18 protein-coding genes and 1 pseudogene are annotated in these 20,914 nt (G+C 71.3%); 3 read left to right on the plus strand and 16 right to left on the minus strand.

What is annotated here, in order from left to right; all coding sequences use genetic code 11:
- Positions 1-98: 98 nt before the first annotated feature.
- Positions 99-944 (minus strand): response regulator transcription factor, encoded by an 846-nt coding sequence (locus QLQ12_RS07685; RefSeq protein WP_282758155.1) that lies wholly within the window; start codon positions 942-944, stop codon positions 99-101.
- Positions 945-1,175: 231 nt separating this feature from the next.
- Between QLQ12_RS07685 and QLQ12_RS07690 the strand changes: the two genes are divergently transcribed.
- On the plus strand, positions 1,176-1,562 hold the full coding sequence (locus QLQ12_RS07690) for a WhiB family transcriptional regulator (RefSeq protein WP_282758157.1): 387 nt from the start codon (positions 1,176-1,178) through the stop codon (positions 1,560-1,562).
- Positions 1,563-1,721: 159 nt separating this feature from the next.
- Here QLQ12_RS07690 and QLQ12_RS07695 read toward each other — a convergent pair whose 3' ends face one another.
- The 9 genes and pseudogenes from QLQ12_RS07695 to QLQ12_RS07735 form a co-directional block, all read right to left on the minus strand.
- The gene (locus QLQ12_RS07695) at positions 1,722-3,239 is read right to left on the minus strand and encodes a molybdopterin-dependent oxidoreductase (RefSeq protein ID WP_407651433.1); all 1,518 of its coding nucleotides are present in this window, start codon (positions 3,237-3,239) and stop codon (positions 1,722-1,724) included.
- A 103-nt stretch (positions 3,240-3,342) separates the two neighbouring features.
- Complete coding sequence (locus tag QLQ12_RS07700; protein WP_282758159.1) at positions 3,343-4,998, minus strand: peptidase M16 family protein; 1,656 nt, start codon at positions 4,996-4,998, stop codon at positions 3,343-3,345.
- Positions 4,995-5,948, minus strand: coding sequence for a hypothetical protein (locus QLQ12_RS07705; protein WP_282758160.1), 954 nt, complete (start codon positions 5,946-5,948; stop codon positions 4,995-4,997). Before QLQ12_RS07705 ends, QLQ12_RS07700 begins: the two co-directional genes overlap by 4 nt.
- 156 nt (positions 5,949-6,104) lie before the next feature.
- The gene (locus QLQ12_RS07710; RefSeq protein ID WP_282758161.1) at positions 6,105-7,283 is read right to left on the minus strand and encodes an ROK family transcriptional regulator; all 1,179 of its coding nucleotides are present in this window, start codon (positions 7,281-7,283) and stop codon (positions 6,105-6,107) included.
- A gap of 34 nt (positions 7,284-7,317) precedes the next feature.
- Complete coding sequence (locus QLQ12_RS07715; RefSeq protein ID WP_282758162.1) at positions 7,318-8,571, minus strand: sugar ABC transporter permease; 1,254 nt, start codon at positions 8,569-8,571, stop codon at positions 7,318-7,320.
- Positions 8,568-9,374, minus strand: a complete 807-nt coding sequence (locus tag QLQ12_RS07720; protein WP_282758164.1) for an ATP-binding cassette domain-containing protein — start codon at positions 9,372-9,374, stop codon at positions 8,568-8,570. The genes QLQ12_RS07715 and QLQ12_RS07720 overlap by 4 nt, the downstream gene beginning before the upstream one ends.
- 148 nt (positions 9,375-9,522) lie before the next feature.
- Positions 9,523-10,626 (minus strand): annotated as a pseudogene (locus QLQ12_RS07725) (sugar ABC transporter substrate-binding protein); the annotation flags it as partial.
- 326 nt (positions 10,627-10,952) lie between these two features.
- Positions 10,953-11,444 carry a Cys-tRNA(Pro) deacylase gene (gene ybaK, locus QLQ12_RS07730; RefSeq protein ID WP_282758165.1) on the minus strand — a complete coding sequence of 164 codons (492 nt, stop codon included), beginning with the start codon at positions 11,442-11,444 and terminating at the stop codon, positions 10,953-10,955.
- Between the two features lie 14 nt (positions 11,445-11,458).
- Positions 11,459-12,640, minus strand: a complete 1,182-nt coding sequence (locus QLQ12_RS07735) for a THUMP-like domain-containing protein (RefSeq protein WP_282758166.1) — start codon at positions 12,638-12,640, stop codon at positions 11,459-11,461.
- 215 nt (positions 12,641-12,855) lie between these two features.
- On the opposite strand from QLQ12_RS07735, the gene groES reads away from it, so the two are divergent.
- The gene (gene groES, locus QLQ12_RS07740; protein WP_014440794.1) at positions 12,856-13,170 is read left to right on the plus strand and encodes a co-chaperone GroES; all 315 of its coding nucleotides are present in this window, start codon (positions 12,856-12,858) and stop codon (positions 13,168-13,170) included.
- Positions 13,171-13,242: 72 nt separating this feature from the next.
- Complete coding sequence (groL, locus tag QLQ12_RS07745; RefSeq protein ID WP_282758170.1) at positions 13,243-14,889, plus strand: chaperonin GroEL; 1,647 nt, start codon at positions 13,243-13,245, stop codon at positions 14,887-14,889.
- Between the two features lie 9 nt (positions 14,890-14,898).
- Here groL and QLQ12_RS07750 read toward each other — a convergent pair whose 3' ends face one another.
- Genes QLQ12_RS07750 through tsaB form a run of 6 tightly spaced genes read right to left on the minus strand, consistent with a single transcriptional unit; the run spans position 14,899 to position 20,912 of the window.
- Positions 14,899-16,671, minus strand: coding sequence for an ABC transporter ATP-binding protein (locus tag QLQ12_RS07750; protein ID WP_282758171.1), 1,773 nt, complete (start codon positions 16,669-16,671; stop codon positions 14,899-14,901).
- On the minus strand, positions 16,668-18,383 hold the full coding sequence (locus QLQ12_RS07755) for an ABC transporter transmembrane domain-containing protein (protein ID WP_282758173.1): 1,716 nt from the start codon (positions 18,381-18,383) through the stop codon (positions 16,668-16,670). The genes QLQ12_RS07750 and QLQ12_RS07755 overlap by 4 nt, the downstream gene beginning before the upstream one ends.
- A 42-nt stretch (positions 18,384-18,425) precedes the next feature.
- The gene (locus QLQ12_RS07760) at positions 18,426-18,680 is read right to left on the minus strand and encodes a hypothetical protein (RefSeq protein ID WP_203797493.1); all 255 of its coding nucleotides are present in this window, start codon (positions 18,678-18,680) and stop codon (positions 18,426-18,428) included.
- A 9-nt stretch (positions 18,681-18,689) separates the two neighbouring features.
- A complete protein-coding gene (gene tsaD / locus QLQ12_RS07765) occupies positions 18,690-19,742 on the minus strand; it encodes a tRNA (adenosine(37)-N6)-threonylcarbamoyltransferase complex transferase subunit TsaD (protein ID WP_282758175.1) in 1,053 nt (350 codons plus the stop codon).
- On the minus strand, positions 19,735-20,184 hold the full coding sequence (gene rimI / locus QLQ12_RS07770; protein ID WP_282758177.1) for a ribosomal protein S18-alanine N-acetyltransferase: 450 nt from the start codon (positions 20,182-20,184) through the stop codon (positions 19,735-19,737). The genes tsaD and rimI overlap by 8 nt, the downstream gene beginning before the upstream one ends.
- On the minus strand, positions 20,184-20,912 hold the full coding sequence (gene tsaB / locus QLQ12_RS07775) for a tRNA (adenosine(37)-N6)-threonylcarbamoyltransferase complex dimerization subunit type 1 TsaB (RefSeq protein ID WP_282758179.1): 729 nt from the start codon (positions 20,910-20,912) through the stop codon (positions 20,184-20,186). Before tsaB ends, rimI begins: the two co-directional genes overlap by 1 nt.
- Between the last annotated feature and the right edge of the window lie 2 nt (positions 20,913-20,914).

Raw genomic sequence — 20,914 nt, forward strand, 5'->3', positions numbered from 1 at the left:
TGCCGACGCCGCGGGGTTTGCGGTGGCGGTATATCGGCCGCCTCATCACCGGTTACAAGGCATTTTGCCGCGGAGCGAAGCGAAGCCAGCTAGCCCAGTTAGGCGACTAGGCCGGCCCGGAAGCCGGCGGCGACCGCGTGCGCGCGGTCGCGGGCGCCGAGCTTGCGGAAGAGACGCCGCGCGTGGGTTTTCACGGTGTCCTCCGAGACGAAAAGTTCCCGGCCGATCTCGGCGTTGCTCTTGCCGTCCGCCATCCCCCGCAGCACCTGCAGCTCGCGCTCGGTGAGCGTGAGCCGCCGCCCGGTGGGAGCCGCGTCGCCCATGCCGACGCCCGCCTCGTTGCCGGGCCACGCCACCATCGGCCGGCCGGTTGCCGGATCGATCGGTGCGTCGCCGCGCTGAGCCGGGACCATCGGCGCGTTCGGCCCCAGCATCGCCGGTACGGAGGCCGCGTTCTGGACGCTCATGGGCTGGTGGTACTGCCCGCGGACGGCCGGGGAGTTGTTGTTGCGGATGCCCCCGGCCACGCCGGCCGGTTGCGCGTTGGAGCCGTTGATCGGCATGCCCTGCGGGCGCACCGGCAACAGCAGCAGGAGCAGCGCCTTGGCGACGACGCTGACGAGGTCGTGTTCGACGCCACGGATGACGCCCCGGGCGCCCGCGGCCACCGCTGCGGCGGCGACACGTGGGTCTTCGGCGCCGAAGAGCACCAACTGGGCCTGCGGAGCGCGAGCTAGTACGCGCCGGGTGAACCCGACGCTGTCAGGCCGGGTCACGGCGGTGTCGGCCAGGACCACTTCGGCGGGCCGTTCCGCCAGTCGGATCATGGCCTCGGTCTCGCTGACCGCGGTCCTTACGACGCCGGTCATGCCGAGCCGGGCCGCGGTGGACGCGACGGTCTGGGCCGCCAGCGGGGTTCGGACGCACACGAGGACGGTACGCACAGTGATCCTCCTTCTCTCTCAGAGGAGATCACGCGAGGGCCGCAGCATTACGCGCTTTAGATGGAAAAAACGGGAAAGAAAGGCATGAGTTGCCAACCCTTTGCCATACCGCTCACGAAGACATCGACATGGTGCGTGTGAGTCGGCATGCGTCGGGGTAAACCCGCGAAAGGCCTGATCCAGGCCCCTCACGACGAACGCTCCGCGGTGCCGCGCGGGAGGAGGGTGTTGATGTCGAACGTTCGCAGACTGCCCGGTCCCATCGCCGATCTCTGGGATTGGCAGCGACTGGGTCTCTGCCGGGGCCGGGACAGTGCGCAGTTCTTCCACCCCGACGGTGAACGCGGGTCGTCCCGCAATCGCCGCGAGGCCAAGGCGAAGAGCATGTGTGGCGCGTGCCCGGTCAGGGCCGAGTGCGCCGCCCACGCTCTCGAGGTTCGCGAGCCTTACGGTGTCTGGGGAGGTTTCAGCGAATCGGAGCGGCTGCGGCTGCTCGCGATCGGCTGGGAGGACCTTGCCGATCGTCACGGACGTGTCGACCTGCTACGGCTCGAGGCACGCCTCGGCCGGCCCCACAAGACCGCGGTGCCCGCACAACGGCAGGCACCGGCAGCCTGACGTCGCCCGGCACGCGGCATCACCACACGGCTTCCGGCACGGTCCTCGAAGGAGGGCCGTGTCGAGTGGTTCAGCGGTTCTTCAACCGCATTGGTGGACATGCAAGCCACCGTATGAGCGACTTGCTTTCCCGAGTCGGACCGAAAGTGCGGCTTTCAACTACTCGATTTTGACGGTCACCTGGTGCCAGCCGGTGGCGCCGTCCGGGGCGGGCGCCGCCTTCTCGGGGGTCTGTGTCACCCCATCGAGATCGGTCGCACGTACCCGAAGGGTGTGCCGGCCGGCGGATGCGGCCCAGGTCAGGCTCCACTGCCGCCAGGTGTCCGCGGAGACCGCCTCGGCAAGCTGGGCCGTCTGCCACGGACCGTCGTCCACCTGCACCTCGACCTGGGCGATGCCGCGATGTGTCGCCCACGCGACTCCGGCGACCGTGACCGTGCCGGCGGGCTTGGTGGCGCCGTCGCGGGGAGTGTCAATTCGTGACTGGGTCTTCACCGGCGCCAGAGCCGACCAGCCCCTCGGCACCCAATAGGCGTCGAAGTCGGCGAACCGGGTCAGTTCGATCTCGGTGATCCATTTGCAGGCGGAGACGTAGCCGTACAGTCCGGGAACGATCATCCGGGCCGGGAAGCCGTGCTCCACCGGCAGCGGTTCGCCGTTCATCCCGATCGCCAGCAGCGCGTCCCGGTCGTCGCGCAGCACCGCGGTCGGCGTGCCGCAGGTCCAGCCGTCCACCGACCGCTGCACCGCCTGATCGGCTCCGGGCAGGGGGTCCGCCTCGGCGAGCAGCGCCCGGATCGGGGTGCCGAGCCACAACGCGTTTCCCACCAGGTCGCCGCCGACATCGTTGGAGACGCACGCGAGTGTCACGTACCGCTCCACCATCGGCCGTTTCAGCAGGTCGGCCCAGGTGATCGTGATCGGGTTGCGGACCATCCCGTGGATCCGCAACCGCCAGGCCGACGGGTCCACCTGCGGCGTGACCAGGGCCGTGTCGATCCGGTAGAAGCTCCGGTTCGGCGTCACGTAGGGCACCGCGCCGGGTGCGTTCACCGCCGCGGGCAGCGCGGGCGCCGGTTCCGCGGCGGGCGGCAACGCGACGGCCGCACGCGCCACGGTCACCGCGCGGCGAGAGGTGAGCAGGCGGCCGCCGACGCCCGCGACCGCGGACACCGCGGCCACGATCCCCAGGTCACGGACGAAACGGCGACGGCTTTCCTCGATCTCGTACGGGGGACGGCCGGCACCGGCCCGTTCCGCCCAGGCCGTGAGGTGCCGCAGCACCAGAGCGGCCAGGCCCGCCCCGAGCAGCGAGGGAAGCGCCGCCGCCGGGCCGGCTCCGGGCCGGGTCACCGCCGCCGCCGCGCCCACCAGGCCGAACAGCGCGATCCCACCGGCCGCGAGCAGCCATCGTCGCCGGGCCAGGACGCCCACTCCGTAGGCGTAGGCCGCGAGCAGCAGACACGTGCCCATCAGCAGGGCGGTCTTGTCGTGCACCCCGAAGACGGCGATGCCGAAGTCCTTGACCGGCGCCGGCACGTGGTCGACCACCACCGCGCCGACCGCGACCAGTGGAGCGGACCGCGCCCCGGTCAGGGCCGCGGCCAGCTCGGCCACACCGAGGGCCACCGCGGCGGCACCCACACCGGACAGCCCGGCACGCGCTCTCACGTTCACCACGCCATCCTCCCCCTCCACGCGGCCGGGCCGGCTCTTCCGGGCCAGCCGTTCGCGGATCGAAAGGTTTGCGCCCGTCGGACCGCCGCGGGGGGCCGATCCCCTACGGCGGGGGCGTTCCCGCCGCCCGGCGCTCGCGCAGCCCGGCGAGGGCCAGCCGGCCGAAGAACCCACCGAACAGGACGGCCGACGCGACCACCAGCGTGTTCTCCAGGGTGCCGCCGGGACCGGCGGCGCCGGCGAGGAGCCGGCCGACCACCCACAGGCCGCCGCCGAGGAAGAACAGGGCGAGCACACCGAAGAGAAGCAGCACGGGCAACGGCTGCCGGCCGTCTTCTCGCGCGGGCGGCTCGGGTTGCGGGATCCGGTCCCGGTCGCGGGCCGGCATCTCGATCCGCAGGTGCTCGGGGATCCGGGCGTCCACCTCGGCCACCACCCGGCCGGCGTCCCGGTAGAGGGTCGGCTCGATCCGGGCGGCGACCGCGTCGTGGCCGATCAACCGGCGGCCGCCGTCCGGCCAGGCGAGCAGTGCCGCGCACGAGTCCCAGCGGACGGTGGCGACCAGGCCCGCGCCGGTCACGCTGACGCCCTCGTCGCCGCTGATCAGGCGCAGCCCGCGGTCCTTGCGGCCGCGATGCGCCCGGCCGGGGAGCACGGTGTCCGACATCACCGGGGCGGCGGTGTATCCGGCCCATCCAGCGGTGCTTCCCCGCGGGGTCATCAGCAGCCCGGCGTCGTACGCCGAGGACGCGACCCCGGCCACGTCCTCGACGGTGACCGCTCGCACCTCGTCGAGCGCCTCGTCGAGGGTCGGTATGTCACGCCCGGCGAGCAGATTGAACGCCTGCCCGGGCAGGCGGGCGCCGCGCGACTCGGACTCGCGCAGCCCCTCGCAGGTCAGTTCGACCACGCCTGCCACCTCGTCCGGGCCGATCTGCCCGGCCCGCATCGCGGCGAGCACGTCGATCATCCCGCCGAGCACCGCCTCCTGCTCCTCCGGCCGGGCGTCCGCGACGGCGAGAATCCGCGCGGTGCCGTCGGAGCGGGGCACGTACTCGGTGCGGGCCTGGCCGGAGATGCCGTCGAGGCGGCGCAGATCGTGGAGCATCCGGCGTTCCAGGACGTTGGCGAAGACGGCGGCCCGGGCCTCCCGGCGCACCACCGTGTCCCAGGCGGTGCCGCCGCCCGGGCCGGAGAACCAGGCCGGGGTCGCCGGCAGCGCGGTGACGGCGGCCGGCGCCGGCTGCCGCTCACCGGACGGAAGGTCCAGGCGCAGGCCCTCGGGGATCGCGTCGCCGGCCACCCAGAGCGCGGCGTTCTCCCTGGTGAAGTACCGGGCGATCCAGTACCGCAGATGTTCTTCGGTGAGCCCGGCCAGCGCCCACTCGGGATAGCTCGCGACGCCGAAGCCGCGGGCGCCGTACCGCCACATCGGCAGCGGATCGCGGTCCGGCGGCGTGTTCAGGAGCCGGTCCCGGACCGCGGTCAGGCGGCCGGCCGGCGGATCGCGCAGGGCGGCGCAGACCCCGGTCAGGCGCTCGGTGATCTCGGCGGCCGAGCCCTGCACATGGAAGTAGGTGTGTTCCGGCCCGGTCGTGCCCGGTCCGTCGGTCACCAGGTGCTGGACGAGCCGGGTGATGCCCCGCCGGGGCAGCGGCTCGTCGGCCGTGCCGACCCGGAACACCAGGCCGGCGTGCGTGGGTCCGCTGACCGGCGCGAGCACCGCCGGGACCCCGTCGACCTCCAGCCGCGTGATCATGTGCCGTCTCCCCCCGCCCGCAGCGCCCGGCTCCGGTATTTGATGATCACCGATCCGGGGTCGCCCAGGTAGTCCCACGGGCGGTCGGAACTCAGGTCGCCGAGTTCGGTGAAGAGCGAGGCGGCGGCCCGGTGGTCGTCGATCAGAGCGAACGCCATCGCGAAGGTGCTCATCACCCGCACCCAGCCGTGCGCCCGCCGGAAGTCGGGGTGCCACACCGAGCGGCGGGCCGCCTCGTGCAGTTCGTCACGGACCCCTCCGGCGGCGAGGTAGCGGCGGCCCGCGGCGGCGCTGCGCCCGTGCTGCTCGCGCCAGTGCTCCAGGTGCGCCTCGGCGACCAGGACCGGGTTGAACGATCCGGGCGGCGCGGCCTCGGTCACTTCGCGGGCGAACGCGTGCGCCAGTTCCCAGTCCCCACCCGACTTAGGGCACAGCTGTTGCAGGAGCTGCCATTGGCCGGGCAGGTGGTGCGGGTCGATCCCGGCCAGCCGGCGGTACCGGCGGCGGGCCTCGGACCGGCCGAGTTCCAGGCCACGGGCGGTGATCAGGCGGGCCGTCCAGATGGCCGGGTCCCGCGGGCTGCGGGCGGCCGCGTCGAGGAGCACCCGCTCGGCCGCGCCGAGTCCGCTGGTGAAGGCGGTGAACCGCTCCCGGCTCACCTGCTCCGCCGGCGCGGTGGTCCGGATCCGCCAGGCCGCGCCGATCAGGTGCTGGCCGAGCAGTGCTCCGGCCGCGCCGTCCCCGGGATCGCCGCTCAGCACACCGCGCAGGAAGTCCTCCAGGCCCGCCTCATCGAACGCGATCATGGTGAGGAAGGTGCGTTCCGCGGGTTCGGCGGCGTCGAGGACCTCCCGGCAGGCCGGCCAGTCTCCCGAGTCGAGGGCTTCGCGCAGGCCGGTGATTCTCGGGTACGCGGCTGCCGGGTCCAGGACCGGTTGACGCGGGAGCATGGCGGGCAGCATAGATCTTCCACAGTGACCGCTCGATTCCGGGTGATCGCAGACGTCAGGCCTCCCGGACGAAAGCGGCCCGGAGCGGGTGCGGCCGGATCGCCGACGCCGGATTCGCGGCGAGCCCGGCCCACGGGCGCCGGGCCGGCGAGAGGATCAGGTGACGAGAGGATCGTCGAGCAGGTTCTCGAAGACGAGTTCGGCCGCACCGATCAGTGCCGCGTCGGCGCCCAGCTCGGGGGTCCGCAACCGGACGTGCTCGCGGCAGGCCGGCAGCCCGACCGCGTTGAGCCGGCTGCGGATCTGCGCCGCGGCGCCGAGGTAGACGTCCCGCAGCGTTCCGCCGAAGATGACGACCTCCGGGTTGAAGATGTTGACCAGATTGCCGATCCCGAATCCGATCCAGTCGCCGACCTGCCGCAACGCGTGCTGAGCCTGGCTGTCCCCGCGCATCGCGGCGTCCACCACGGCGAGGACCGCGTCCCGGCCGCTGCGGTCGGCGCGCCCGGCGAGGCGCAGCAGCGCGTGTTCGCCGATCTCGGTCTCCCAGCAGCCTCGCGAGCCGCAGCTGCACGGCCGCCCGTACGGGTTGACGACCATGTGGCCGACCTCTCCGCCGTACCCGCCGTGCCCGTGGAGCCGTCTACCGCCGGCCACGATCCCGGCGCCGACGCCGACGTCGCCGTACAGGTAGATGACGTTGTCCGAGCCCACGGCGGCCCCGCGGGCGTGCTCGGCCAGCGCGCACACGTCAGCGTGGTTGCCGAGGCGGAGGGGGCCGAACTCGCCGAGTTCGGAGTGCAGCGCCTCCCCGACCGGTTCCTCGACCCCACCGGTGGTCGGGGCGAGCCGGATCATGCCGTCCTCCTGGCGCACCATGCCGGCGACGGCGACGCCGCTGCCCACGCACCGGCCGTCGTCCGGCACGCCGGAGCGCATCGTGCTGACGAACCCGGCCAGTGGCCGGACCGCTTCGGCGGCGCTCATGCCGGGTGGGCGTGCGGTCTCGTACTGTTCGAGGATCCGGCCGCCGAGCCCGACGCGGGCCGCCCGGATCCGGTCCACCTCGATGCTCAGCGCGTACGCGTAGATCCGCCCCGACTCGGGCCGCACGACCAGTGACGGTCGTCCGGCCCGGCCGGTCTCGCGGGGCGCCGCCTCGCTGACCAGTCCGGCGCCGATCAGCTCCGCGGTGAGTGCGCCGATGGTGCTGCGGTTGAGGCCGAGCCGGGTGGTGAGCTCAGCCCGGGACGTCGCGCCGTGCACATGCACATAGCGCAGCAGCGTCCCGAGGTTGTGCTTGCGAACCTCTTCCTGACTCGGACCGGCCCGCATCAGCGCCCCGTCCCCCGTGCCGGAGCCCCCGTCATCAGGTGCCCGTTGCCGCGGCTCTGCGCCGGGCCAGCGCGTCGACGCTCGCCGCGGCCAGCAGCACCAGGCCGGTGAAGATGAACTTGACGCCGGAGTTGAGGCCCATCAGGGTCATGCCGTTCTCGATGACCGCGATCACCGCGCCGCCGATCACGGCGTAGATGATCTTTCCTCGGCCACCGAAGAGGCTGGTGCCGCCGATGACCGCGGCGCCGACCGAGTAGAGCAGGATGTTGCTGCCACCGGTGTTCGGGTCGACCGAGCTGACCTTGCTGACGGCCAGGATGCCGCCGATCGAGGCCATGAACGAGGCGATCGCGAAGACCGAGATGCGGATCCGGTCGACCGGGATGCCGGCCCGGCGGGCCGCCTCGGTGTTGCCGCCGACCGCGTAGACGTGCCGGCCGTAGGACGTGCGGCCCAGCACGAAGGTCCAGAGGACCAGGAAGACCGCGATGATCGGTACGACGATCGGGGTGCCCTTGAGCGAGGTGATCACGACGTTGACGGCCCGCTCCAGGGTGAGCACGTAGGTGGCCGCGAAGGCCAGGGCCGCGAGCCCGACGATCCGAGCCACCACGATGCCGAGCGGATCGGCGATCAGGCCGCGGGAGATCCGGCCGCGCCAGCGCAGCAACTGCGCCACGGCGAATCCGCCCACGCCGACGACCGCGACGATCCAGCTCCACGTCACCGAGAGGGTGCCGTTGTTGAGCGACTTGACGAAGCCGTCGTTGATCGAGATGTTCTTGCCGCCCTCGAGCAGCGTCAGCAGGACTCCCTGGAAGCCGAGGAACGCGGCCAGGGTCACCACGAACGACGGGATGCCGAGCTTCGCCACCAGCGTGCCGAGCACGACGCCGATGACCACGCCGGTGAGCATGGCGACCGGGATCGCCACGGTCCAGGGCAGTCCGTGGGTGGTGAGCGCGATCGTCATGACCGCGCCGCAGACGCCACTGGCGAACCCGGCGGACAGGTCGATCTCGCCCAGCAGGAGCACGAAGACCAGGCCCATGGCGATGAAGACGATCTGGGCGCCCTGGTTGAACAGGTTGGCGAAGTTGAGCGCGCTCAGGAAGGTCTCGCTGCGCGCGGTGCCGAAGATCAACACCAGAGCGAGCAGGCCGAGTACGGCCGGGAGCGTCCCGAGGTCGCCGCCACGGACCCGCGCCCAGTAGTCACGGATGTGACTGCTGACAGTCGGCTTGACCACCTGGATCCCGCCGGCGGTCTTGGTAATGATGGTCACTGCTTCTCTCCCGCCGGCGTGATGTCGATGAAGTCGCTGGGCTTCTCGGGCGGAAGGCCGAGGTTGCCGCTACGTCCCCCGGTGATCAGCTCGACGATCTGGGAGTGGGTCACGTCGGCGGCCTTGACCTGGGCGGCCATCCGGCCCAGGTAGAGCGCGGCGATCCGGTCGGAGACGGCGAATACGTCGTTCATGTTGTGCGAGATCAGGACCACGCCGAGGCCCTTGTCGGCGAGCCTGCGGACCAGTTCCAGCACCTGGGCGGTCTGTGCCACGCCGAGGGCGGCGGTCGGCTCGTCGAGGATGACGACCCGGCTGTTCCAGAGCACCGCCTTGGCGATCGCCACGGTCTGCCGCTGACCGCCGGAGAGGCTGGAGACGAGTTGGCGCAGCGACTTGACGGTGCGGACCGAGAGGCTGCGCAGCGTCTCGCCGGCCATCTCCTCCATGGTCGCCTCGTCGAGGACGACGCCCCGCTTCTTCTCCCGGCCGAGGAACATGTTCTGGACGATGTCCAGGTTGTCGCAGAGCGCGAGGTCCTGATAGACGACCTCGATACCGAGGGCGGCGGCGTCACGGGGGCTGTGGATCGACACCTCACGGCCTTCGAAGACGGCCGTGCCCCGGTCGATCGTGTAGATACCGCTGATGCACTTGACCAGTGTGGACTTGCCGGCGCCGTTGTCACCGACCAGGGCCGTGACCTCGCCCGGGTAAACGTTCAGGCCGACGTTGTGCAGGACCTGTACGGGACCGAAGCTCTTGTCGATCCCGCGCAGTTCCAGAAGGGGTGTCGCGGCCACTGATGGTTCTCCTTCGTTCGGTGACCGGATTCGTCGTGGCTCCACCACCTCGTCGTGGCAACGCCTACTACGGGGAGGGGCCTGTCACAACCGACTCCGGCGCCGCCCACCCGCGCCGGGGCGGCGCCGGCGCAGGTGAGCCCAGCACGTTGACGCCCGCCCTGTCGCAGGCGGCCTTGAAGTCGGCGGTGCAGAGCTCTTCCTTGGTGACGAAGCCGTCCTTGACGACGTCCTTCACGTTGGCCGCGGTGATCGCCTGCGGGGCCAGCAGGACCGACTTGACCTCGGCCTTCGACTCCGGGTCGGTGACCGTCTTGGTGGCGGTGGCCGGCTCCTTCTGCTTGGCCAGCGCGATCGCCAGCTCGGCGGCCGCGTCGGCCTCCTTCTTGATGGCCTTGTAGACCGTCATGCACTGGTCACCGGCGAGGATGTTCTGCAGACCCTGCACGGTGGCGTCCTGGCCGGTGACCGGGACGGTGCCGTTCAGCTTGTTCTTCTTCAGCACCTGGATCGCGGCGTTGCCCAGGCCGTCGTTGGCGGCCAGAACACCCGTGATGGTCTTGTCCTGGGTCAGCTGCTGCTCGAAGATGGTGCCGCCGGTGGCGTTGTCCCACTCGGGAACGTCCTGGTCCGGGCCCTTGACGTACTCGCCGGAGTCGAACTTCGGCTTGAGCACCGAGTCGTAACCCTGCTTGAACAGCGTGGCGTTGTTGTCGGTGGGCGAGCCGTTCAGGTAGGCGACGACCGGCTTGGTCACCTTCTTCTCGGTGAGGCAGTCGACGAGGCCCTGGCCCTGCAGCTTGCCGACCTCGGTGTTGTCGAATGACACGTAGTAGTTCGCGCCGCCGCCGAGGGTGAGCCGGTCGTAGTCGATGGTGGCGATACCGGCGGCCTTGGCCTTCTCCAGGACCGCCTTGCCGGTGCCGGAGTCGAGGTTGACGATGACCAGCACCTTGACACCACTGGCGATCATGCCGTCGGCGATGGTCGCGAACCGGGTCTTGTCGCCCTCGGCGTTCTGGATGTCGGCCGTGACACCCGCGGTCTTGAACGCCTCGGTCAGGTACTTGAAGTCGGCGGTCGCCCAGCGGGCGGAACTCTTGGTGTCCGGCAGGATGACGCCGACCTTGCCGGCCGACGAACCCGCGTTAGTGCCGCTGCCGGGCGTGGTGCCGCTCTCCGTGCCGCAGGCCGCCATGCCTCCGGTGGCCACGAGGCCGACCGCGGCAAGGGCGAACAGTCCCTTACGCATTCCTTATGTCCTTTCGGGGGGAAATCCGGGGCCTTGTTCGGATTTTCAGGGGGCGGCGGATGCCTGGGAGCACCGCTGTCCTGTTTGCGCCGATGGATCAGGAACCGGTTTGTTGTGTCCGGCAACGTATTCCCAGGGTGGCCAACAACACAAGCGGCAACGACGATCTATCTCGTAACGAGGGATAACAATCCGGCAACACGCCGCAGTCGGGAGCACGCTCTCCGGCCCGAAAAGTCGCACCTCGTTCCACAAGAGGTAACGCTAAGTAGCTTTGCGCCCCCAGGTGGCCGGAAACCCGAAGAACAGACCTTTAGCCGCTTGCACTAAGATGCGGCGGCTCGAATCGGAGCGACGATCCCGCTGGTCAGCCGGATCAGATCGGCCGGGGCGAGCGCCACCTGGAGACCCCGGCGGCCCGCCGAGACATACATCAGATCCAGCCCGGAGGCTGTGTCATCGATCACTGTGGGGAGTCGCCTGCGCTGCCCCAGCGGGCTGATCCCACCGCGGACATAGCCACTGCTGCGCTCGGCGGCGGCCCGGTCGGCCAGGGACGCCCGCTTGCCACCGGCCGCCGACGCCAGCGCCTTCAGGTCGAGATCACCGGTCACCGGCACGACCCCGACCACGAGCCGGCCGTCGACGTCGGCCACCAGCGTCTTGAACAGCTTCTCCGGCGCGACCCCGAGGGCTTCCGCCACCAGCGCTCCATAGTGCGGAGCGTCCGGGGACACCTCGTACGGATGCAGGGTGTGCGCGACCCGCTCCGCGCTCAGCAAGACGGTGGCCGGCGTGCCGGCCGCTTTCCTGGCCATGTGGCGCAGACTACCTACGCCGTCGTCGTCAGCAGGGTCACCGGGGCGCCGTCCACGCGCGTCAGCACCAGACCCGCCGTGTTCGGGCCGGAGAGCTTCAGGTCCTTGCGCAGCTGATCGGGGACGAGCGCGGACCCCCGCTTACGGATCTCCAGCACCCCGACGCCCCGCTCGCGCAGCAGGGCGCGCAGCCTCTTCAGCGAGAACGGCAGCACCTCGGTCACCTCGAGCCGGCGGGCGAACGGGGTGTCCACCGGGTCGTCGGTGTAGACGTAGGCGATCTGTGGATCGGCCAGCCATCCCCCGACCGACTCGGCGAACTCGGCCACCAGATGCGAGCGGACCACCGCCGGGTCCGGGTCGTAGATCCACGCGCCGACCGGGCCGACCGGAGCGGTTTTGTTGCCCGAGCCGGTTAAAGAGGCCTCCGGCCCGATCAGCGTGGCCCGGTGCGGCGCGGTCGCCAGCGGGCCGCACCAGAAGGCCGCCTCGACCAGGTCGCCGCCGACGCTGACCCACTCCCCCTCGGCGCCCGGCGGCAGCAGCCCGTGATCGATGCCGGGCGCGAGTTTCAGCACCGTTCGGGGCACCCGGGAGGGCAGGCCGGCCACGAAGTCCCACGGTGGCGAGTACGCCTTCGGGTCGAACACCCGTCCTCGGCCGGCCTGCCGCCGGGCCGGGTCGGCGAAGACCGCGTCGTACCGCTCCACCGGCACCGTCGTGGCATCGGCGCACTCGACGGTGATCCGGTTGGCGAGCCCGGCCGCCGCGGCGTTCGCGGCGGCCAGGGCGGCCGTCAGCGGGTCGGCGTCCACGGCGTACACCGAGATGCCCTGCCGGGCCGCGGCGAGCGCGTCGGCGCCCAGCCCGCAGCCCAGATCGGCGAGGGTCTCGACGCCCGCGGCGGCGAGCCGCGCCGCCCGCCGGGCCGCGACCGGGGCGCGCGTCGCCTGCTCCAGGCCCGCGCGGGTGAAGAACATCCCGGCGGCGTCCGCGCCGAACTTGCCTGCGGCGCGCCCGCGCAAACTAGCCTGGGTCAAGGCGGCCGCGGCGAGCTCCGCGCCGAAGCCCCGGGCCCGCAGGGCCGAGGCCGCGGCGAGCGGCTCACCGCCCGCCAGCTCGGCAGCCGCGGCCAGGGCTTTCAACCCCTCCGGGGTGTGAAGAAGTCGCAACAGGTCAGGGGTCACGTCAGGCATTCTCCCTGGCGTGACAGGTTGGCACTCTGGTTGACGGAGTGCTAGTTCCGACATAGTCTCGGCGTTAGCACTCTCACCATGAGGGTGCCAGCCGCCCGGCTCGTCCGTGCGGCCAGGCACCAGGCGGACCGGCACCCGCGACGACGGCCCCGCCCGGTGGCATGAGGCATTGACCGGCCTGGTTCATGGCCGGCGAAACCTGTACCCAGGAGGGTATGCCCGTGACTACCGCGACAAAGGTTGCGATCAAGCCGCTCGAGGACCGCATCGTGGTCCAGGCAAACGAGGCCGAGACGACCACCGCGTCCGGCATCGTGATCCCCGACACCGCCAAGGAGAAGCCCCAGGAGGGCACCGTCCTCGCCGTCGGCCCCGGCCGGATCGACGACAAGGGCAACCGCGTCCCGCTCGACGTCAAGGTCGGCGACGTTGTCCTCTACTCGAAGTACGGCGGCACCGAGGTCAAGTACGCCGGCGAGGAGTACCTGGTGCTCTCCGCCCGCGACGTCCTCGCGGTCATCGAGAAGTAAGACCTAGCTGACTGCACAGGCGCCCTGTTCCGATTCTCGGGGCAGGGCGCCGGTGCGTGAAGGGACCAATACATGGCGAAGATTCTCAGCTTCTCTGACGACGCCCGGCACCTGCTGGAGCACGGCGTCAACACGCTCGCCGACACGGTCAAGGTCACTCTCGGCCCGCGCGGCCGCAACGTCGTCCTGGACAAGAAGTTCGGCGCGCCCACGATCACCAACGACGGCGTGACCATCGCCAAGGAGATCGAGCTCACCGACCCGTACCAGAACCTCGGCGCGCAGCTGGTCAAGGAGGTGGCGACCAAGACCAACGACGTCGCCGGCGACGGGACCACCACGGCGACCGTGCTCGCACAGGCGCTGGTCCGTGAGGGCCTGCGCAACGTGACCGCGGGCGCCAACCCGATCGGTCTCAAGCGGGGCATGGACCAGGCCGCCGAGGCCATCTCCAAGGCGCTGCTGGCCAAGGCCGTCGCGGTCGCCGACCACAAGGCGATCGCCAACGTGGCCACCATCTCGGCGCAGGACTCCACCATCGGCGAGCTGATCGCCGAGGCGATGGACCGGGTCGGCCGCGACGGCGTCATCACCCTCGAAGAGGGCTCGGCGCTGCAGACCGAGCTCGAGGTCACCGAGGGTCTCCAGTTCGACAAGGGCTTCATCTCGCCGAACTTCGTGACCGACGCGGAGTCGCAGGAGGCGGTGCTCGAGGACGCTCACATCCTCATCACCACCCAGAAGATCTCCAGCATCGAGGAGCTGCTTCCGCTGCTGGAGAAGGTTCTCCAGACCAGCAAGCCGCTGCTGATCATCGCGGAGGACGTCGAGGGCCAGGCCCTGTCCACCCTGGTGGTCAACTCGCTGCGCAAGACCATCAAGGTCGCCGCGGTGAAGGCGCCCGGTTTCGGTGACCGCCGCAAGGCGATCCTCCAGGACCTGGCGATCGCCACCGGTGGCGAGCTGATCGCCCCCGAGCTGGGTTACAAGCTGGACCAGGTCGGTCTCGAGTCGCTGGGCTCCGCCCGGCGGATCGTGGTCGACAAGGAGAACACCACCATCGTCGACGGTGGCGGAAACTCCTCCGACATCGCCGACCGGGTCTCGCAGATCCGCAAGGAGATCGAGGCGTCCGACTCCGACTGGGACCGCGAGAAGCTTCAGGAGCGGCTGGCGAAGCTCTCCGGCGGCATCGCGGTGATCAAGGTCGGCGCGGCCACCGAGGTCGAGATGAAGGAGCGCAAGCACCGCATCGAGGACGCCATCTCGGCGACCAAGGCGGCTGTCGAGGAAGGCACCGTCCCCGGCGGCGGCGCCGCGCTCGCGCAGATCGCCAAGGAACTCGACGGCAACCTCGGCCTGACCGGCGAGGAGGCGCTCGGCGTCGCCATCGTCCGCAAGGCGCTGCTCGAGCCGCTGCGCTGGATCGCGCAGAACGCCGGTCACGACGGCTACGTCGTGGTGGGCAAGGTCAGCGAGCTGGGCTGGGGCCACGGCCTCGACGCGGCCACCGACGAATACGTCGACCTGGCCGCGGCCGGCATCATCGACCCGGTGAAGGTGACCCGCAACGCGGTCTCCAACGCCGTCTCGATCGCCGCGCTCCTGCTGACCACCGAGAGCCTCGTGGTGGAGAAGCCGGCCGAGCCGGCTCCCGCCGCCGGTGGCGGTCACGGGCACGGCCACGGTCACGGCCACCAGCACGGTCCGGGCTTCTGATCCGGTCGTCTAAGGAAAAGGCGCGCCCTGCGGGCGCGCCTTTTTCCGTGCGCCCCCCTGCCACGAGTCCCACAGCGCGGCGTACGCCCCACCCGCCGCGACCAGTTCGTCGTGCGAGCCGAGTTCGACGATCCGCCCGTCAGCCATCACCGCCACCCGGTCCGCGTCGTGGGCCGAGAAGAGCCGGTGTGCGATCGCCACCACGGTTCGCCCGCTGACCACCGCCGCGAGCGACCGCTCCAGATCACGGGCGGCCCGCGGGTCCAGCATCGCGGTCGCCTCGTCCAGCACCAGCGTGTGCGGGTCGGCGATCACCAGACGGGCCAGCGCCACCTGCTGCGCCTGGGCGGGCGAGAGCTCACCGGCGCCGACCACCGTGTCCAGCCCATCCGGCAGGGCGTCCACCCAGGTGAGAGCCTGCACCGCGGTGAGCGCGGCCCGGATCTCGCCGTCCTGAGCGGTGGGCCGGACCATGGCGACGTTGTCGCGGATCGTACCGATGAAGACGTGGTGTTCCTGGGTGACCAGGGCGACCTCGGCGCGTAACCGCTCCGGTGGCAGCGCTGCCAGCGGAACACCGCCCACGGTGACGCTCCCCGCGGTCGGCTGATGGACCCCGGCGAGCAGACGGCCGAGAGTGGACTTGCCGGCCCCCGAGACGCCGACGACGGCGAGCCGCTCGCCGGGTTCGAGGACCAGGTCGAGGCCGTGCAGCACCTCCCGCCCGGGTTCATAGGCGAACCGCACGCCGCGTACCTCGATGCGGTTTCCCGACGGCTCCGCGGCGGCGGTGACCTCCGGCACCGGGCCGGCCGTCACACCGAGCAGCCGGGCCAGCGCGGCCGCGCCCACCTCCAGTTCGTCGAGCCAGCCGACGAGCCGGTCCAGAGGGTCGACCAGCTGCTGCACGTAGATCACCGCGGCGGTCAGCGCGCCCAGCGTGACCACCCCCTCCAGGTAGAGCCAGCCACCGGCGAGCAGGGTCAGCACCATCGGCACCACGTAGCTGATCTCGATCACCGGCCACCAGACGGTCCGCAGGTGCAGGGTGTACCGCTCGGCCCGCCAGGACCGCCGCAGGTCGATGTCGGTCCGTTCCATCCGCTGCCGTTGCCGCCCCAGCGCCTCCACCGTCCGGGCACTCTCCACCGTCTCGGTCAGGCCCTCGGTCACGTCCGAGTAGGCCGCGTTCTGGCGCAGGTACCCGGCCGGCGCGTGCCGCAGGTACCACCGGCTCCCGACCACCATGATCGGCAGCCCGATCAGCAGCGGCACCGCGAAGATCGGGCTGACCAGCACCAGCGCCCCGACCACGAGACACAGGGTGGTCAGGGCGATCAGCGTCTCCGGCACCGCGAAACGGACGCATTTGGACAGCGCGTCGACATCCCGGGTGGCCCGGGTCAGCAGATCACCGGACCCGGCCGCCTCCACCGTGGACAGCGGTAGCGCCAGCACCCGCGCGACGAACTCCTCCCGCAGCCGGGCCAGCACTCGCTCTCCCAGCCGGGCCGAGGCCAGATGCGCCGACCTGGTCAGCGTCGCCTGCACCACCACGAATCCGGCGATGGCGAACGCGAGCTGATCGAGTTCAGACAAGGAGCGTCCATCATGGACGCCCTGGACCAGCTCGCCGAGAAGCCGCGGACCGGCCAGACCGGCCAGCGCGGCGGCCACGTGCAAGCAGAGCGTGGCACGGAACAACGCCGGGTAACGGCGGATCAGGTCGCGGGCGTACCGGCGGGCCTGCGCGGCGCTCGCCACCGGCAACAGCCGGTTCACGGAGACTCCCCGCGCTTCTCCTCCGGCGAGGTTTCGCTCTCCCGCAGAACCAGCCGGGCATAGCCGGGTTCGGTGCGCAGCAGCTCGGCATGCGGGCCGGCGGCGACCATCCGGCCGCCCTCGACATAGCAGACCTGATCGGCCTGGACCAGCATCAACGGGCTGCTCGTGCAGATCACCGTCGTCCGGCCGCTCCGCGCCACCCGCAGGCGCTCGGCGATCCGGGCCTCGGTGTAGGCGTCCACCGCGTTCGTCGGCTCGACCAGGATCAGCACCTCCGGGTCGGCGATCAGCGCACGGGCCAGGCGCAGCCGCTGCTGCTGGCCACCGGAGAAGGAACGGCCGCGGTCGGCCACCACGGTGTCCGGGCCGTCCGGCAGCGCGTCGAGGATCTCGGTGGCCTCGGCGGCGGCCAGAGCCGCGGGCAGAGTGCCCCGGTCGTCCGGGTCGAGGTCCGACCGCAGCCGGCCGGAGAACAGCCGGGCCTCGTTGTCGACGACCAGGATCCGCCGGCGCACCTCGGACAGGGCCGCCGCGGAGAGCGGGACACCGCCGAGGGTGGCGCCCTCGGCGTACCGGCCGAACCGGTCGGCGATCCGGGCCGCGTCAACGGGGGCCGTGGCGGCGATCGCGGTGAGACGGCCGGGCGGCGCCCGTACCCCCGACTCGGAATCCACCAGCTCACCCACCGGAAGCGGCGCCGGATCCGGAGGATCCGGCAGGTCGCCGTGCTCACGCAGCATCGCCACGACGCGGCGGCTGGAGACGTGGCCCCGAGTCATCTTGTCGATCGCCTCGGTGAGCTGGCGCAGCGGCGCGACCAGGAACGCGGCGTACGCGTAGAACGCCACCAACTGCCCCACCGTGATCTCCCCGGCCGCCGCGAAGCGCACGCCCAGCCAGGTGACCAGCACCAGGAACACGCCCGGCAGCAGCACCTGCGCCGCCTCCAGCAGCGACTCGATCCGCGCGGTGCGCACACCCGCCTCGCCCAGCGCCCGCGACTCCGCCTTGTACCAGGCCGCCATGGTCGCCTCACCGCCGACTCCACGCAGCACCCGCAACCCGCCCACCAGGTCCGCGGCCCGCCCGGTCAGCCGGCCCTGATGGTCCCGGTAGTCGCGCTGCCGCCGGTGCAGCGGCGGGATCAGAACCCCCACCACCAACATCAGCAGCGGTACGCCCAGCAGCACCACCAGTCCCAGCGGCACCGACGTGTGAAGCAGGACGACCGTCACGGTGATCACGGCCAGCAGCGAGCCGATACCGCGCGAAGTGATGTCGACGGCGCCGCCGATGTGAGTGATGTCCGAGGTGCCGATCGCGACCACCTCGCCCGCGTCGAGCCGCCGCGGCAGGGCTGATCCGAGCCGGTTCGCCTGGCGGATCACCACCTGCACGGTCCGGAAGGCGGCGCCCAGCCAGTTCGTCACCGCGAACCGGTGCCGGGCGATGCCGGTGAACGCCTGCACCAGCCCGAGACCGAACAGCAGCAGTCCCCAGCCGAGCAGGGCCGGCCGGTTCTGCGCGACGGCGGCGTCGATGGCCCAGCCGACGACCGCGGGCACCAGCGCCTGACAGCCCATCCAGGCGATCGCCAGCAGTGCCGCGGCGGCCACCGTCAGGCGGGACCGCCGGGCGAGCCAGAACAGATATCGGGTGGCGGACCGGGCATCAGGCGGACCGGGATCAATCACTGGCAGTCTTCGCATCAGGCCCCGACGGTAAGGCCGGGGTGCGCCGACTGCGAGCGATCAGCGATCGACCGGGTTGAAATCCCAGACGTGCGGAGCACGTGCCACCAGGTTCTCCGGCGGGGTACGCATGCTCTCCGGAGAGTTGCGCCATTTGGTGATGACGACGATGCGATGATCGGTGGACGAATAGACGTCACTCGACACATGTTGTGGCAGTACCTCCAGAGCAGGTACCGCCGTGTCGCAGACCCAGGCCAGCAGCTCGTCAAAGCCACTGCGCGAGGCCCGCACCTCCCACATCCGCGCGATCATGCACGCTTCCTACCCCGGCACACTCACCGTGGTCAAACCCATGGCGGAATCCGCCGGCAGATCGAGGCGGCTCGGCGCGACGCCGGCTTTCACCAGATGCGAGCCGAGCGCGGCGACCATCGCGCCGTTGTCGGTGCACAGAGCCGGGCGGGGCACGCGCACCACGATCCCGTGTTTGGCGGCGCGTTCCCCGGCGAGTGCGCGCAGTCGCGAGTTCGCCGCCACCCCACCGCCGATGACCAGTGTCTTCACCCCGGTGGACAGGCACGCGTCGATCGCCTTGGCGGTCAGCACGTCACATACCGCCTCCTGGAAGCTCGCCGACACGTCGTTCACCGGCACCGGCTCACCGGCCCGCTCGCGGCTCTCCACCCAGCGAGCCACCGCCGTCTTCAGCCCGGAGAACGAGAAGTCGAACCGGTGCGCCGCCAGGTCCTTGGCGGCGGTCAGGCCACGCGGGAAGACGATCGACGCCGGATCGCCCTCGCGGGCCGCCCGGTCGATGATCGGCCCACCCGGGAACCCCAGACCGAGCAGGCGGGCCACCTTGTCGAAAGCCTCACCGGCCGCGTCGTCGATGGTCGCGCCGAGCGGCGTCACCCCGGCCGTGATGTCGTCGACCAGCAGCAGCGAGGAGTGGCCGCCGGAGACCAGCATCGCCACCGCGGGCTCGGGCAGCGGGCCGTGCTCCAAGGTGTCCACCGCCACGTGCGCGGCCAGATGGTTGACGCCGTAGATCGGCTTCTCGGCGGCCAGGGCGTAGCCTTTCGCCGCCGCCACCCCGACCAGCAGAGCCCCGGCCAGACCCGGCCCGCTGGTCACGGCGATCGCGTCGATGTCGGCGAGCGTCACACCGGCCTCGTCGAGCGCCCGCTGCATGGTCGGGACCAGCGCCTCCAGGTGCGCCCGGCTCGCCACCTCGGGCACCACACCGCCGAAACGGGCATGCTGGTCCACACTGGACGCCAGTGCGTCAGCGAGCAGGGTGTGCCCGCGCACGATGCCGACACCGGTCTCGTCGCAGGAGGTCTCGATCCCGAGGACCAGGGGTTCGTCACGCATTGCGCATCATCACCAGGGCGTCCGTGTTGCTGGGTTGGTAGTAGCCGCGCCGGATGCCGACCGGCTCGAAGTCGTAACTCGCGTAGAGCCGCTGCGCCGGGGCGTTGTCGACCGCCACCTCCAGCAGCGTCTTGCGGGTGCCGCGGCGGGTGGCCTCGGCGAGCAGAGCCTCCAGCAGGACGCGGCCGAGGCCGCGGCGCTGAGCGTCCCGGCGGACCGCGATGTTCTGCACCCACGACTCGTCGCTGTCCACGACGGACAGACCGGCATAGCCGACCACTGCGGTGTCGTCGAGGGCGGCCAGATAGAACTGGCCCGTCGCCAGCTCGTTCCAGAACATGGCGGCCGACCATTTCTCCGGCCCGAACAGGTCCTCCTCGATCGGGAGCACCTCGTCGATGTGCCACCACCGGAAACGCTCGACGCTGATCGGCTCGCCCATCAGGTCAGCACCGGCTTGCGGGCGGCCGGCTCCACCGCGTCGGGGCGCCGCAGGTAAAGCGGGGTCAGGATCTCGCTCGGGGCTCCCTCACGGATCCGCGGGGCCGCGAGCGCGACCAGCGCCGCGCCCGGCGGATAGAGCAGATGCTCCTCCACCGGCACGCCGAACACGTCGCCGTATTTCAGGGCGCCCTCCCCCGCCGCACGGTCCACCAGCCCGGACACCGATGCCTCACCGGGGATCAGCACGCCCGCGGGCAGCGCGTCACCCACCGCACCCCGCAGCAGGGCGGCCACGTCGGCGGGCTTGGCCACCTCGGGGCCGGCCACCCGAACGCCGTCGGCATAGGTCGCGAAGTAGACCTCGCGCCGCCGGGCATCGGTGGCGATCAGCACCCGTCCCGGGCCGGCCGCCCGGCCCAGCGCGTCCAGGGAGCAGACGCCGTACGTCGGGATGCCCAGCGCCTGTCCCATGCTCGCCGCGGTGGCCAGCCCGACCCGCAGGCCGGTGAACGGCCCGGGGCCGAGCCCGGCCACGATCGCGACGAGGTCACGCGGCCGACGACCGGCGTCGGCCAGAACGGCGGCGATCTCGGGGGCGAGTCTCTCCCCGTGGGCGCGCGGATCGACGGTCCGCCGCTCGGTGACCCCGGACAGGCCGTCCGGTGTCACCTCGACGAGCGCCGCCGTCGAGGCGGGGGTTGCGGTGTCCAGAGCCAGTACCAGCACAA

The organism is Actinoplanes sandaracinus (assembly GCF_030009775.1).
GTDB lineage: Bacteria > Actinomycetota > Actinomycetes > Mycobacteriales > Micromonosporaceae > Actinoplanes > Actinoplanes sandaracinus.